The following is a 15,053-nucleotide window of genomic DNA, read 5'->3' on the forward strand; positions in this document are numbered from 1 at the left end:
CACTATGCCCCGTAACAATCATTTTATCCGGGCGCTTATGCTGGCAAGCCTGTGGGCCATCGTGCCCCAGGTTTCTGCGCAGGCATTGGCTATCGTTCCCATCCGTCAGGATCTGTCGTCCGCGCACCGATCCGCCAGTTTTACCCTGACCAATAATGCCGATACCCCAAGCGTTATCCAGATCCGGGGATACAGCTGGGTGCAAAAGGGTAATAACGACAGCTTCGTCAGCACCAACAAACTGTCGGTAAGCCCGCCGTTCGCCACTATTCCCGCCGGAAAATCACAAACCGTCAGGCTGCTGCTGCGCGAGCCGGCAAGCAAAGGCGAGGAATCCTATCGTATTATTTTTGATCAGATCCCCGATCGCGCCAACGCGAAAGTGCAACTGGCGATACGCTTTACCGTGCCGGTATTTTCCCTGAGCGCGGAGCCGGCGGCGGCGGATGTGCAGTGGCGGATTGAGCGCCAGGGCGACGGCATGATGCTGGTGGCGAATAACCTGGGCCTTAAACACAGTATGCTCTATAACGTGAGCGCCACCACCGTCGGCGGCGAACGCTTGAAGCTGACCGGCCCCGGCATGCCCTATATCCTGGCGGGCAATCAACAGCACTGGCTTATCAGCGATCCCAAACATGTCTTGACCACCGGGACCCGGATACATGTGCAAAACCCCGGTCCCCAGGATAAATCGGATCAATGGGTCAATGTCGGCCCGACGCATTGACAGCCGCCGGGCGGCGTCGCCGGCCAGGACGCATGCTGGCCCTGGCGCTGCTATGGCCGATACTGGCGTGGGGCGCGGAGACGGCGCCCGCGGCAGATGCCGGCCAAAGCCTGTTGCTCAATGTCGTGGTTAACGGGCGCATCCACGATAATATCCAGGAAGTCGCCGGCAAGCCGGGCGCCCTGCTGCTGACCCGCGCGCAGATTACCGCCTCCGGGCTGAAACTCACCGGCGCCTATACCGACACCGGTGGCGGCCTGATTGCGCTAAACAGCATCCAGGGCTGGACCTGGCGGCTGGATGAAAACGCCCAGATGCTGTTTTTACAGGTGCCGTCCGGCGACCAGATTGCCCAGCAGTTTTCGTCGGATAGCCTTTCCCCGGACGACAGCGCGCCCCACAGCGATCGGGGCGCGGTGCTGAACTACGACGGGCAGGTGACCGAGTATCATGGCGAAGAGAGCCATAGCCTGCTGGGCGATCTGCGGCTGTTCGGCGATAGCGGCGTGCTGGCCAACAGCGCCATTCAAACCCATAGTCCTTATCTCGACCGCACGGTTCGGCTGGAAAGCACCTACAGCTATTCCGATGTCGCCACCCTGCGTACCTGGAACGCCGGCGATTATATCAGCGGCGGCCTGGACTGGACCCGTCCCGTGCGCATGGGCGGCATGCAGATGACCACCAATTTCGGCCTGCGCCCCGATCTCGTGACGTTCCCCCGTCCGGGCATCAGCGGCGAGGTGGCGGTCCCGTCGTCGGTGGATATCTACGTCAACGGCCTGCATCAGATGACCCGCCAGGTGGATGCCGGGCCGTTTGACATCACCTCGCTGCCGGTAACCACCGGCGGCGGCGACGTCTCCATGGTGGTGAAGGACGCCAACGGCCGGCAGACCACGCAAACCCTGCCTTTTTACGCCAGCAACGCGATGCTGAGACAGGGACTGGAGTCCTTGTCGGTGGAAGCCGGCACGGTGCGGCGTGAGTATGCCAGCCGGTCCGCCGATTATACCGGCGGCGCGGCCTCGGTGAGCTACCGGCGGGGTGTATGGCCGGCGGTGACGCTGGAGACCCATCTGGAAGCCACGCAAAAACTGGTGATGGGCGGCGGCGGCGCCAATTTGCTGATCGGCGATGCGGGGGTATTGTCCGGTTCCCTGGCCGCCAGTCGTTATGGCGAAAAACAGGGGCAGCAGTACGGCATCGGTTTTTCCCATATGATGCACAGCTTCAGCTACGGCTTTAGCGCACTCAGGGCGAATGCCGGCTTTTATGATATCGCCGCGGCCTATGGCGACAATACCGCCGGCACCACCCTGCGCGCCAGCCTTGGTTTCCCGGTCTATCCCGGCAACGGTTCGTTCGGCCTGGTCTATGCGCGCAAATTAGTTAATTACTACAACAGTTATAATTATGAGTCCCAACGGATAAGCACCTCGACCCTCTCGGCCACGTATTCGGCCCCGCTGCCGGTGTTGGCGGCGTTTGGCTATATCACGCTATTACATGATTTTGATTACGATAAGGGCAATAGCCTGTTTGCCGGCATCTCCATCCCTTTCGGCGCGCGGGCGAATATCAGTACCAGCGTAAGCGTCGGCCAGGGCGACAGCACGCAAACCTTGCAGGCGCAGCAATCAGCGGTACGGCACGGCGATATTGGCTGGAACCTGGCTGAGCAGCACGGCGCGGTGTCGCGGCAAAATGCCGGGCTGGAATATAAAGCCGACTGGGGGCTTATCGGCGCCGACGCCGAGCAGGGCAATGACGGCCACGCGGTCCGGGCTTCCGCCCGCGGCTCCCTGGCGGCCATCGGCGGTCATGTTTTTGCCGCCAATACCATTCAGGACAGCTTCGCGCTGGTGGATACCGACGGCTTACCCGGCATAACCGTCCTGCAGGAAAACCGCCCGGTGGGCAAGACCGACGGCCATGGACTGATGTTTATCGAGGATATCCGCGCCTACGAAAGCAACCGCCTGTCCGTCGACCCCAATGATGTGCCGATGGATGTCGCCCTCACCAATGACGTGCTGATGGTCAGGCCGGGCGATCGCGCCGGCGTGATCGCCCGCTTTCCCATCCGCCGCAGCCGCGGCGCCACCCTGCTGCTGGTGGACACGCAGCGGCATCCCCTGCCGCTCGGCAGCGTGGCGACCCTGGTGGACAGCGGCGCCCAGGCCATGGTCGGCTACGACGGCCAGACGTTTTTCGAGAATCTGGCGGAACACAACCGGCTTAAGGTCGAAACGTCGGGCAGGCCCGATTGTACCCTGAGCTTCGATTATCATCCCCAGGCCAATGTGCTGCCGCAAATCGGCCCCCTGACCTGTAATACGGGAGCCTGAATATGTTTTTAACACGCGTAAGGGGTGCCTGGTTCGTTATGCTTTGCGCCCTGTTTTCCGGTCCGGCGCTGGCCTACGATTGTTCCATCGCCGCCACGCCGCTGAGTTTCGGCGCGCTGGCGGGGGTCGACGGCGCCACGCGGCAGACCACCGCCACCCTGACCGTGGTCTGCCGCACCGGCGCGGCGGCGGCCAACGTCAGTTACCGGATTTTGCTTGACGGGCCGGCGGGGGAGGGGCAACGGCAAATGTCGGCCGGCGGTCATAACGCCGGTTATCAGCTCTATACCTCCGATAATTACCAGCAGGTGTGGGGAAACGGCGGCGGCGGGGCCATTACCGACGGCTACAGCCTGGCGGCCAACGCCACGGTAACCCGTACCTACACCGTTTACGCCAGGATGAGGGCCGGCCGCGACGATCGGCCGGGAAGCTATATCGCCACTACCCTTGTGCAACTGCTATATTAAACGCCAGGGGCGGCACGGTGTCGCCCGCGCCGGGCCGAGGTTGTCCGGCGGGAAAAAGGATATCCACGTTCATGGCTTTCGCACAACGACAGCTTGGTTATGCCCTGGTGCTGGGCTCGCTGGCCGCGCTCGGCCCCTTATGTACCGATTTTTACCTGCCCGCCCTGCCGCAATTGGCAGGCTCGCTTGCCACTAATACCGCCTCCGCGCAGCTGAGCCTCACCGCCGGCCTGCTGGGCCTGGGGGCCGGGCAGCTTATTTTCGGCCCGCTCAGCGATAAGCTGGGGCGCATGAGACCGCTGCTGTTTTCCCTGCTAATACTGCTGCTGGCCTCCATCGCCTGCGCGCTGGCGCAAAATATCGGCCAACTGCTGGCCGCCCGGCTGGTACAGGGGCTGGCCGGCGCGGGCGGCGCGGTACTGTCGCGCGCGGTGGCGCGGGATTTGTACAGCGGCATTGCGCTGACCCGGTTTTTTGCCCTGCTGATGCTGGTTAACGGGCTGGCGCCCATCGGCGCTCCGGTTCTGGGCGGCGCGCTGCTGGCCTGGCTGGACTGGCGCGGATTGTTTATCGTGCTGGCGGTGATGGCGTCGGCGCTGCTGGCGCTCAGCGCCTGGCGGCTGGAAGAAACCCTGCCCGCAGCCAGGCGCAGCCAGGCGCCGCTGCTCAGCGTTTTCGGCGGCCTGGGACGCCTGCTGCGACAGCGGCAGTTTATGGGGCTGTGCCTGACGCAGGGGTTCAGCATGGCGGGCATGTTCGCCTATATCGGCGCCTCGCCCTTTGTCTTGCAGCAGCTCTATGGCCTGAGCCCGCAGGACTTCAGCTTTTGTTTTGCCGTCAATGGCCTGGGCCTGATTGCCGCCTCGCAGATCGCCGCGCGCACCAGCGCCAGGATCGGCGAATACCGGGTGCTGACCTGGGGGCTGGGCGTGGCGGGGACGGCCTCCACCGCTTTACTCTTGTGCGGCCTGTTCGGTTTGCCGCTGTCCTTTATCCTGGCGGCCCTGTTTTTTTCGGTTATGATCAACGGCCTGATCGGAACGCTGGCCTCCTCACTGGCGATGCAAACCCAGGGCCAGAATGCCGGCAGCGCCTCCGCCATGATTGGCGTGGCGATGTTCGCCCTCGGGGCGGTAAGCGTCCCCATTACCGGCATCGGCGGCACGTCGGCGGTGACCATGGGGATAACCATCTGGGGCTGCCATATCATTGCCGGCGCGCTTTTCCTGCTACTGGTCAATAGAAAAGCCCCGCGTCTGCGGCCCGAATAAACATATTGCCTGTAAAAGGTAATTAACTCCGTTTACCGGAAAAAAGCCGGGCAATTGCCGCTATTCCCCGCCGATCGCCCGCTAAGCAAAATTGGCGGGCGATATCGCTGAATATTGCCTGTTTGTTATTCATTAATAGGTCATTAATTGATTAATTATGGTGAAATAATATCTTCTGCGATGTTGCGCAATGCTGAAAGTTGTCAATCAAGGCGCCGCCTTTTTTGGTGACAAAAAAATACAGGCGTTAAGCGATTTTCGTTTGGGGAGAATCGGATATACTATGTCGTCATCAACTGCGGTCCCGCAGTATCTTTCAGGTAATGGCTAATGTTATCTTTTTTTCGTGTCGCTTGTTTTGGCGTGTCTCTTTTAACGCTTACAAATGTGATGATTAACGATGCACAGGCCGCCGTCGACGCACAGGCGGCGCCCCTGGTTTCGCCGCTGGTAATTGCCTCCGGCAGCGCGATTGTTTTTGATATGACGGATAATCACCTGCTTTATTCTTCCAATGCGGATAAAGTGGTGCCTATTGCCTCGCTGTCGAAGCTGATGACCGCCATTGTGGTATTGGACGCGCAGCAGCCCATGGATGAAATAATTTCCGTGGATATCCATGAAACGCCGGAATTAAGGGGGGTGTTTTCAAGGGTGCGCGTAGGCAGCGAAATTAGCCGGCGCAATATGCTGCTGCTGGCGCTGATGTCTTCGGAAAATCGGGCCGCCGCCAGCCTGGCGCATCATTATCCCGGCGGTTATTCGGCGTTTATCGCCGCGATGAATGCCAAGGCGCGCTCATTGGGCATGATGAATACCCATTATGTCGAGCCTACCGGTTTGTCATTCAATAACGTGTCGACGGCGCGCGATTTGTCAAAATTGCTTATCGCCAGCCAGCAATACCCGATGCTTACCGAACTCAGCACCACGCACGAGACCATGGCGACGTTCAGCAATCCGTCCTATACCCTGCCGTTTCGCAATACCAATCATCTCGTTTATCGTCCGGACTGGACCATACAGTTAACCAAAACCGGCTTTACCAATCCGGCGGGGCATTGCCTGGTAATGCGCACCGTGATCAATCATCGCCCGGTGGGACTGGTGGTATTGGACGCCTTCGGTAAATATACCCATTTTGCCGATGCCAGCCGCATCCGCAATTGGCTGGAAACCGGCCAGGCCACGGCGCTGCCGTCGCAGGTCTATCCGAAAGCTCCGGCGCTGCGCTCCACCCGCTCGGCCTATAAACCCGCGGCCCATCGCGCCCTGGCCAATAATAAACAGTCCGGCAATAAAGCGCTGAAACGCCATGCGGCGGGGCAAACGGCGAAAAAGGCCGGCAACGTCAACGCTCTCCAGACGGCTGCCGCCCACAAGGCCAGGCGCGGACAAACGGCCGCCGCCGGTAAAGCCAAACCCGGCCAGACGGCGTATAAAAAAACCAAAGCCGCCAAGCCCGGCCAGACGGCATTTAAGAAGTCCAAAACCCATCCGTCCGGACAAACGGCGAAAAATGGCGCCGGCGATCGGGACAAACAGGTCGATTAAGGTGCCAACCGCGGCCGGCGCTACTCCGCCCGGCCGCGCAGATCCGCAATAATCTCTCCCTGGTTCGCCGACTCTTCCTCATGCGAGGCCTCGCACCACTTCTCGGCCAGCGCATCCTGATACCATTGCGCCAGCGCGGGCAGCGCCAGCATGGTGCGGCACCATGCCTGCGCGGCGGCCGACAGCGGCAGGTCATAGGTCTGCACCCGGAATACCACCGGGGCAAAAAACGCATCCGCGGCGCTAAATTCGCGGCCCGCCAAATACGGCCCGCCGAAACGGGAAAGCCCCTGTTGCCACAACGCATCCAGGCGCGTCAGATCGGCGCGCAGGGCGTCGGGAATCGCCCGCAAACGCACCCGCACGCCGCAGTTCATCGGGCACAGGCTGCGCAGCGTGCCGAACCCGGCATGCATTTCCGCCGCCGCGCAGCGCGCCCAGGCCCGGGCCTGGCGTTCTTCCGGCCAGATGCCCGCATGGGTATCCGCCAGGTATTCGGCGATGGCCAGCGAGTCCCATACCGCCATGGCGCCGTCATACAGCACCGGCACCCGCCCGGAGGGCGAAAAATGCGCGAAAAGAGGGTGATTGTCGCCCGACTGGAAAGGATGCAGCGCCTCGTCAAACGGAATATCCAGCGTCTTCATCAAGAGCCAGGGACGCAGCGACCAGGACGAATAATTTTTATTGGCAATATGCAATTGATACACGATGTCACGCTCCGTTGCTGTCGTGGGGTGGTAAGCCGCTGCCCAATACGCGCATCCCGCCGGCCTGCCGGGCCGCTACCTGGCGGCGGCCCGGCAGGGGGTCAGGGTAATGCGAAAACGCGGCGTTGGCTGACCGGGCAGCAGGCCGGTGTCGACCGTGCCCTCCGCGCGCGCGCCCATGCGCTGGTAAAAGCCGGCGGCAAGGGGATGGCAATCAATGAGCAACCGTGCGGCGCCGGCCCGGTGGGCGGCGTTGATGGACCAGCCGAACAGCATTTTGCCGATGCCGGTATTGGCGTTGTCCGGCGCCACGAACAGCCGTTCGAGCAGGGCGATTTCATCCTGGAGCAGCAGCTGGGCGGCGCCAAGCAAGGCATTGCCGGCCTCGGCGACGCAAATCAGCGAGTTTTCCATATCCGCCGGGCGAAAAGTCAGCTTATCGCGGCAGGATTGCCGCAACGCGTCGTCATAGCCCAATAAGGCTGTTGACTGCACGCAGAGCTCGGTGAGTCGGCTCAACTCATCGATACGGGCCGCTCTGAGCCGGAACATCAACGGTTTTCCGTCCGACAGCGGTAAATCCGCAGGATAAGGTCGGTAGCGCGCCGGGCATCTATGCCCGCGGCCAACGGCGTATCGCCCCGCGTAACCGCCCGCTCGAAATCCTCGAGCACCGCTTCGTGGCGGGAGGTGTCGGTCACCGCCGGGTTGCTGGCGCCGTCATCGGGCGCCGGTTCCGCCTGCTCCGCCGGATTGTCGAGGCCGGCGATGTGCCAGGCGCTGATCCGGTCGTTCAGCAGGGTAAAGGTGCCTTTTTCACAGCTGACCTCCAGGCGCGGAGGGTATCCCGGCGGGGCGCAGGTGGAGGCGACGATGGTGCCGATCATGCCGTCGGCATGGCGCAACACCACGGCGCCGTGATCTTCGGCCTCCATCTGGTGCGCGAAGGTGTCCAGCTCTCCCTGCACCCGTTCCGGCATGCCGAAAAACCAGATGTAGTTATCGATATTATGGCTGGCCTGCTGGATAAAGACCCCGCCGCCGTCAACGGCGTAGGTGCCGCGGTAGGCCGCGCTGTCGTAATACGCCTGATCGCGCCAGAAGCGGCAGCTCAGGTCGGCGGAATAGATTCGGCCGAACGCCTGCTGCTCAAGCAGGCGTTTAATGGCCCGGTTGTCCGGATTGGTGCGGCGCTGGTAGCTCACGGCCAACACCACCTGGTGCCGCGCGGCAACCCTTATCATATCGTCCATGGCGGCCTGGGTGATATCCAGCGGTTTTTCCACCAGCACATGCTTGCCCAGCTGCGCGGCCTCGATGGCGCTTTGATGATGCAGTGCGTTGGGCGTGGTGACGATAACGGCGTCAAACGGCCGATCGACTTGCGCCAGCGCCGGCCAGCAAGGTAATGCGCCAACGGTAGCGCCCGCCGCTTTGCTGCGGGATATATACCCCACAGCTTCGCTTGCCGGCAATGCGTCCAGCGCCTTGAGATAGGTGCGGCTGATGTTACCTGTACCCACGATGACATATTTCATAACAGAGTCGATGCCTTGTTGAAAAATGAAGAACCGATCGTCCCTGAATATCACGATTGCCGCTGAAGCGCGGCCGGCCTTGCCATCGGGCATCGGACGGCGCCGCATAACGGATTGTCAACGCCTGTATAGACCGATCATGACTTGTAACACTGCCAAGCAGTATTGCAAAGGTCATCGCGCTTGCCAAGCCCCCCGTGAAGGCGGCGCACGCCTGGGGGCGGAAAGCGTCGCCGTCAGGGCTGCTTTTGCTCCGCGCCGGGCTCGCGCCAAAGCTTTAGCCTGGAGGTCTTGCCGATGCCGGGATTAAAGGTATTGGTGGGATCGATCTGCCGGTAGAACGCCGCCAGCTGCGGCTTGGCCTGGTAAAGATGGCCAACGTTGTGTTCGGCCGGATATTCGGCGCCGCGTTGATTAAGCAACGCCAGCATCCGTGCTTTCAACGCATGGCTGTCGACCCCCTTACGCACAATATAATCCTGATGAAAGACGTGGCACATGAAATGACCGTAATAAAGCTTGGCCACCAGTTGCCGGTCAATGTCCGGCGGCAGGGTTTCGAACCACTGGGTTTCATTGCGCGGCAGGGCAATATCCAGGGCCAGGATATCCTCCACCTCATCGCTGTGTACCGCATGATAGCGCACCGCGGCCCCGGCGGCGGCGAAACGGTGCAGGAAAGCCTTGCCGCCCTCGTCGTCGGTGCAGATAAAATAATCCCCCGGCTCCACGGCAAAAAAGTTTTTCAGGTAGGCCTCGGCCTCGTTAATGCCGTCGCCGGACATTTTCAGCAGCAGATGATGCTCATAACGCTCTCGGAACGCCGTCATGCGCGGCGGCAAATGCTGCGGCCACAGACGGCTTGCCAACTGCAGGAAACGATCGCTGAGCTGCGGCGGCAGCCAGGCCTGGGCGTTCAGCGTGGCGTCGATACGGCCTTTTAGCTGGAACAGCCACGGCATCCGGTCGGTGCCGAGCCGGTTAATCATGATAAAGGTGTCTTTGCCGTAGGTGGCGCTGATATCGTAACAATCGCGATGCATATACTCGCCCGCCACCGGCAGGTTGGCGAAGCCGGACAGGACGTCGCGGCGCAGCCGGGCCAGGACCTGCGGGTCGTTGGTGCCGATGTAGAAGACCTGCTGGCGTTCCTCGGCGGGAAACGTATCCAGGCGCACGGCGAACACCGCCACCTTACCGGCGCTGCCCGACGCCTCGAACAGCCGGCGCTGGTCGGCGTTAAATCGCGACGGGGTGGCGGCATCCACCTGGCGCACCCGTTCGGCGTAATCATGATCGGAGCAGGCATGCCCGGCCGGTTGAACGTCCGCCGCCGAATATTGCCGGTTCTCCAGCCGGGTGAGGATCTGCTCCGGCGTGGTGCCTAAATCGATGCCTAAATGGTTGACCAGCCGCAATTGGCCGTCTTCATCTCGCTGCGCGAACAGCGCCATTTCGGTATAGGCCGGGCCGCGCTTGACCAGCGATCCGCCGGAATTATTGCAAATGCCGCCGATGACCGACGCGCCGAGACAGGAGGAGCCGATAACCGAATGCGGTTCCCGCTTCAGGGGCTTCAACGCCTTTTCCAGCGTATAAAGCGTACTGCCCGCCAGGGCCACTGCCTGCCGGCCCTCGTCGATCAGCTGTACGCCATCCAGGCGCCGGGTGCTGACCACCACCACCTCGCGATCGTAATCGGAGCCGTTGGGCGTGGAGCCTTCGGTCAGGCCGGTATTGGCCGCCTGCATGATAATCACTTTGTCGGCGGCCACGCAGGCTTCCAGCACCCGCCACAGCGAGAGCAGCGAGTCGGGCAGCACCACCGCCAGGGCCGGGCCGCTGCCGGAGCGGAATCCCTTGCAATAACGCTGGGTCTGGCGGCTATCGGTCAGGACATGACGCTTACCGACGATGGCGGTAAGCCGTTCTAAAAACGCATGCGATAGATAAGGCGAAGTGTGCGGCATAACGATATCCTTTTCTCTGCGAAGCAAACTGATTTTATACCCACGGACGGGATACGGACTCATGTAAACTGGCGCATATGGATAATGAATATACGCCCGGAGCGGCGTCAATGTGAACATAATGAGAAAGGCGCTTTGCCGGCAGCCGGTCCGGCCGCCGCGGCGTCGCCGGACGCATCCCGGGCGCGCGGCCGATTAACGATATTCTTATCCAGAAACAAACGCTTTCAATAATTTAACCTTACCCACTCGCGTTCGTGATGGTCTACACTGAGCACTGCGATGCCTTATGGCATATTAACCAGAATATCCGTAGCGGGCGCCGGGCCCGGTACGCTTTCGCGAGTATGAGAACAACGATATGAAATGGCTGTGTTCACTGAGCCTGCTTGCAGCATTATCGCTTCACCCCGCCCTGGCGGACGATACCCAGCTTCCTTCTCCCGATTTGCCCCGCGACGCTTATGTTAACGCGCTGCTGCAAAAAATGACCCTGCAGGAAAAAATCGGCCAGCTGCGACTTATCAGCGTCGGGCCGGAAAATCCGAAGGAAGCCATCCGGGAGATGATCAAAAACGGCCAGGTGGGCGCTATTTTTAATACGGTGACCCGCCAGGATATCCGCCAGATGCAGGATCAGGCCATGCAATTGCCCCGGCTGAAAATCCCGCTTTTCTTCGCCTATGATATCGTCCACGGCCAGCGCACTATTTTCCCCATCAGCCTGGGGCTCGCCTCCAGCTGGAACCTTGATGCGGTAGCCACCAGCGGACGCATCGCCGCCTATGAGGGCAGCGAAGACGGACTTAACATGACCTGGGCGCCCATGGTGGACGTCACGCGCGATCCGCGCTGGGGCCGGGTCTCCGAAGGGTTGGGCGAAGATACGTTCCTGACTGCGGAAATCGGCCGCACCCTGGTGCAGTCCATCCAGGGTAAGAATCCGGGCGATCGCCACGCGCTGATGACGTCGGTAAAACATTTTGCCCTGTATGGCGCGGTGGAGGGGGGACGTGATTACAATACGGTCGATATGAGCCCGCAACGCATGTTCCAGGATTATATGCCGCCTTATAAAGCGGCCCTTGACGCGGGCAGCGGCGGGGTGATGGTGGCGCTGAATACCGTAAACGGCGTTCCGGCCACCGCCGATGCCTGGCTGTTAAAGGATATTCTGCGCAAGCAATGGCATTTTACCGGCATCACCATCAGCGATCACGGCGCCATCAAGGAATTGATCAAACACGGCGTGGCCAGTTCGCCCATCGAGGCGGTAAAAATTGCGCTTAACGCCGGCATCAACATGAGCATGAGCGACGAATATTTTATCCGCTATCTGCCGCAGCTGGTGAAAAGCGGCGGGGTCAGCGAGCAGGAAATTGACGAAGCGGTACGCCACGTGCTCAATGTCAAATACGATATGGGCCTGTTCCGCGACGCTTACAGCCATTTGGGCCCCGTGGGCAGCGATCCGCAGGACACCAACGCCGAAAGCCGCCTGCACCGCGACGCGGCTCGCCAGGTGGCGCGCCAGTGCCTGGTATTGCTGAAAAACCGCCTGCATACCCTGCCGCTGAAAAAACAGGGCGTTATCGCCGTGGTGGGGCCGTTGGCGGACAGCCAGCGGGATATCATGGGCAGTTGGTCCGCCGCCGGGCGGCCCGAGCAATCCGTCACCCTGTTGCGCGGAATACGCAACGCCGTGGGGGACAAGGCCACCGTGGTGTATGCCCGGGGCGCCAATATTACCGATCATAAGGATATGCTCGCTTACCTGAATTCCTACGATCAGGCGGTGAAGAACGACCCGCGCGCGCCGCAGGCGATGATCGACGAAGCGGTCAAGGCTGCCCGCAAAGCGGATGTTGTCATCGCGGCGGTAGGGGAATCCCAGGGCATGGCCCACGAGGCGTCCAGCCGTACCAATATCACCATTCCAGACAGCCAGCGCGCGCTTATCGACGCGCTTAAGGCCACCGGCAAGCCGCTGGTGCTGGTGCTGATGAACGGCCGGCCGCTGGCGCTAGTGCGTGAGAACCAGCAGGCGGACGCCATGCTGGAAACCTGGTTCAGCGGCACCGAGGGCGGCAACGCCATCGCCGATGTGCTGTTTGGCGATTACAACCCGTCCGGTAAACTGCCGATGTCCTTCCCACGTTCGGTGGGGCAGATCCCAACCTATTATAATCACCTGCCCACCGGGCGGCCCTATCTGGCGGACAAACCGGATAAATACACCTCGCATTATTATGACGAGGCCAACGGCCCGCTTTATCCGTTCGGTTTCGGCCTGAGCTACACCACCTTCGACGTATCGGCGCCGGCGCTGTCAAGCACTACGCTTGGGCGCGACGGCAGTATCACCGTCAGCGTCACCCTGACCAATACCGGCCATCGCGACGGCGATACCGTGGCCCAGCTCTACGTACACGACATCGCGGCATCGTTAAGCCGTCCGGTGAAGGAATTAAAAGGCTTCCAGAAAGTGTTCCTCAAGGCCGGGGAAGCAAAAACGGTGACGTTCAGGCTGGATGCCGCCGCGCTGAAATTCTATGATCAGCAGATGCGGTTTGCCGCCGAGCCGGGCGAATTCGAGGTGATGGTGGGGCTGGATTCCGCCCGGGTCAAAACCGCGAGGTTTACCCTGCAGTAATCATCCTACCGTGAGCCTCAAGGGCCTGTCGCTGCGGACATGCTTTTTTGCAAAATATGCCGCTGCGTAACGTTTATTCCCCGCCGTTGCGCAGATTTTTACCATCATTGCCGTTAAAATAGGCGTTTGCAGGGGCTTAATGAGACACTATCATGGCGTTTACCGAAGTCGTCCTCGTCAATGAGCGCGATCAGTGCGTGGGCAGGATGGAAAAACTCCAGGCGCATCGCGAGGGGCTGCTTCATCGGGCGATCACGGTATATCTCTTTAATCCACGCGGTGAGCTGCTGCTTCAGCAGCGCGCCGCCGGCAAATACCACTGCGGCGGTTTATGGAGCAATACCTGCTGCGGCCATCCCATACCCCACGAGGATACCCAGACCGCGGCCCAGCGCCGCCTGCATGAGGAAATGGGCCTGCGCTGCGTCCTGACGCCGGTGTTTAAGCTGCAATACCGCCTGCCGCTGGCCAATGGGCTGATAGAACATGAATTCGATCATGTTTTTTTCGGCGTCAGCGCGCAGGCGCCGACGCTTAATCCAGAAGAAGCCATGGCCTGCCGCTACCAGCCATTGCCGGCGGTGCTGGCGGATATCAAGGCGCGTCCGGCGCGGTACACGCCCTGGTTCAGGCTGACGCTGGCCGCCATTCCAGGCCATATAACCGAATTTATGCGCCTAAAGCGCGCCGGTTAAGGTTATTCTGCCCGCGATCTCCCCGCGAGCCTTAATGTTGTCTCCATACTTTCGGTTCTATTCTTATGCTTTCTTTTTTAATGAATAAATTCTAATTTGAACTATTCTTTCAAGAACATAATATCCGTTCAACCGCTGCGGATAATTTACCAATACCTCTGAGGGGAATGAAAATCATGGTCAATTTTTTTCATCACGGACGAGCGCTGTGTCTTGCCGCAGCCATGCTGGGTATGACCGCCGGCGCTCAGGCGGCCGATTCGCCGGTGCGGGTGGGATCGAAGATCGATACCGAGGGTTCGCTGCTCGGCAATATCATTGTCCAGGTTCTGGAGTCCCACGGCGTCAAGACCATTAATAAATCCCAACTGGGCACCACCCAGGTATTACGCGGGGCCATCACCGCCGGCGAAATAGATATCTACCCCGAATATACCGGCAACGGCGCGTTTTTCTTCAGCGATGAAAAAGATCCCGCCTGGAAAGACGCCAACGCGGGTTACCAGAAAGTCAAAAAACTCGATTATGACAAGAATCATATTGTCTGGCTGGAACCGGCGCCGGCGAATAATACCTGGACCATCGCCATCCGCGAGGACCTGGCCAAAAGTAAAAATATCAATTCACTGGCCGATTTGGGCGGTTATCTGAAAGCCGGCGGCAAATTCAAGCTGGCCGCCTCGGCGGAATTTATCGAACGCCCCGACGCCTTGCCCGCCTTTGAAAAAACCTATGGCTTTAAACTGCAGCAGGATCAGCTGCTGTCGCTGGCCGGCGGCGATACCGCCGTGACGCTGAAGGCCGCCGCCGAACAGACGTCCGGCGTCAACGCCGCCATGGCCTACGGTACCGACGGGCCGGTGGCCGCGCTCGGGTTGCATACCCTGGCCGATCCGCAGGGCGTACAGCCTATTTACGCGCCGGCGCCCATCATCCGCGAGGCGGTGCTCAAACAGCATCCTGATATCGCGGCCTGGCTGAAACCGGTATTCGCCTCGCTGGATACCCAGACGCTGCAAAAGCTCAATGCCGGCATCGCGGTGGAAGGACAGAATGCCAGCAAAGTGGCGGCGGATTATCTTAAACAAAAAGGGTTTGTCAAATCCTAACC

At 60.5% G+C, this 15,053-nt stretch carries 11 protein-coding genes and 1 pseudogene; 8 read left to right on the top strand and 4 right to left on the bottom strand.

The annotated features are described in order from the left end of the window. The first annotated feature begins 4 nt into the window (after window positions 1–4). The 5 genes and pseudogenes from ACL2XQ_RS06330 to pbpG form a co-directional block, all read left to right on the top strand. On the top strand, window positions 5–730 hold the full coding sequence (locus tag ACL2XQ_RS06330; protein WP_410015977.1) for a molecular chaperone: 726 nt from the start codon (window positions 5–7) through the stop codon (window positions 728–730). Then, window positions 703–3,081, top strand: a complete 2,379-nt coding sequence (locus tag ACL2XQ_RS06335) for a fimbria/pilus outer membrane usher protein (protein ID WP_413740152.1) — start codon at window positions 703–705, stop codon at window positions 3,079–3,081. Before ACL2XQ_RS06330 ends, ACL2XQ_RS06335 begins: the two co-directional genes overlap by 28 nt. A 2-nt stretch (window positions 3,082–3,083) precedes the next feature. Next, window positions 3,084–3,551 (top strand): spore coat protein U domain-containing protein, encoded by a 468-nt coding sequence (locus ACL2XQ_RS06340; protein WP_410015975.1) that lies wholly within the window; start codon window positions 3,084–3,086, stop codon window positions 3,549–3,551. A gap of 71 nt (window positions 3,552–3,622) precedes the next feature. Beyond that, window positions 3,623–4,822, top strand: a complete 1,200-nt coding sequence (locus ACL2XQ_RS06345) for a multidrug effflux MFS transporter (protein ID WP_413740153.1) — start codon at window positions 3,623–3,625, stop codon at window positions 4,820–4,822. Window positions 4,823–5,212: 390 nt separating this feature from the next. After that, window positions 5,213–6,160: pseudogene (gene pbpG / locus ACL2XQ_RS06350) on the top strand (D-alanyl-D-alanine endopeptidase); the annotation flags it as partial. A 236-nt stretch (window positions 6,161–6,396) separates the two neighbouring features. Here the strand turns inward: pbpG and ACL2XQ_RS06355 are convergent. From ACL2XQ_RS06355 to dld, 4 genes are all read right to left on the bottom strand, one after another. Beyond that, on the bottom strand, window positions 6,397–7,086 hold the full coding sequence (locus ACL2XQ_RS06355; protein ID WP_413740154.1) for a glutathione S-transferase family protein: 690 nt from the start codon (window positions 7,084–7,086) through the stop codon (window positions 6,397–6,399). A 75-nt stretch (window positions 7,087–7,161) separates the two neighbouring features. Then, entirely contained in the window at window positions 7,162–7,638 is a 477-nt protein-coding gene (locus ACL2XQ_RS06360) for a GNAT family N-acetyltransferase (RefSeq protein ID WP_410015972.1), read from the bottom strand. After that, a complete protein-coding gene (locus ACL2XQ_RS06365) occupies window positions 7,638–8,624 on the bottom strand; it encodes a Gfo/Idh/MocA family protein (protein ID WP_410015971.1) in 987 nt (328 codons plus the stop codon). The genes ACL2XQ_RS06360 and ACL2XQ_RS06365 overlap by 1 nt, the downstream gene beginning before the upstream one ends. Before the next feature lie 236 nt (window positions 8,625–8,860). Further along, a complete protein-coding gene (dld, locus tag ACL2XQ_RS06370) occupies window positions 8,861–10,594 on the bottom strand; it encodes a D-lactate dehydrogenase (RefSeq protein WP_413731141.1) in 1,734 nt (577 codons plus the stop codon). A 361-nt stretch (window positions 10,595–10,955) separates the two neighbouring features. Here dld and bglX point away from each other — a divergent pair, with 361 nt between their 5' ends. The 3 genes from bglX (at window position 10,956) to ACL2XQ_RS06385 (ending at window position 15,051) form a co-directional block, all read left to right on the top strand. Continuing rightward, window positions 10,956–13,247, top strand: coding sequence for a beta-glucosidase BglX (gene bglX, locus ACL2XQ_RS06375; protein WP_410015969.1), 2,292 nt, complete (start codon window positions 10,956–10,958; stop codon window positions 13,245–13,247). A 152-nt stretch (window positions 13,248–13,399) separates the two neighbouring features. Continuing rightward, on the top strand, window positions 13,400–13,942 hold the full coding sequence (gene idi / locus ACL2XQ_RS06380) for an isopentenyl-diphosphate Delta-isomerase (RefSeq protein ID WP_413740155.1): 543 nt from the start codon (window positions 13,400–13,402) through the stop codon (window positions 13,940–13,942). Between the two features lie 176 nt (window positions 13,943–14,118). Then, a complete protein-coding gene (locus ACL2XQ_RS06385; protein ID WP_413722355.1) occupies window positions 14,119–15,051 on the top strand; it encodes an ABC transporter substrate-binding protein in 933 nt (310 codons plus the stop codon). Window positions 15,052–15,053: the final 2 nt, after the last annotated feature.

The organism is Sodalis sp. RH14 (assembly GCF_047324285.1).
Lineage (GTDB): Bacteria > Pseudomonadota > Gammaproteobacteria > Enterobacterales > Enterobacteriaceae > Acerihabitans.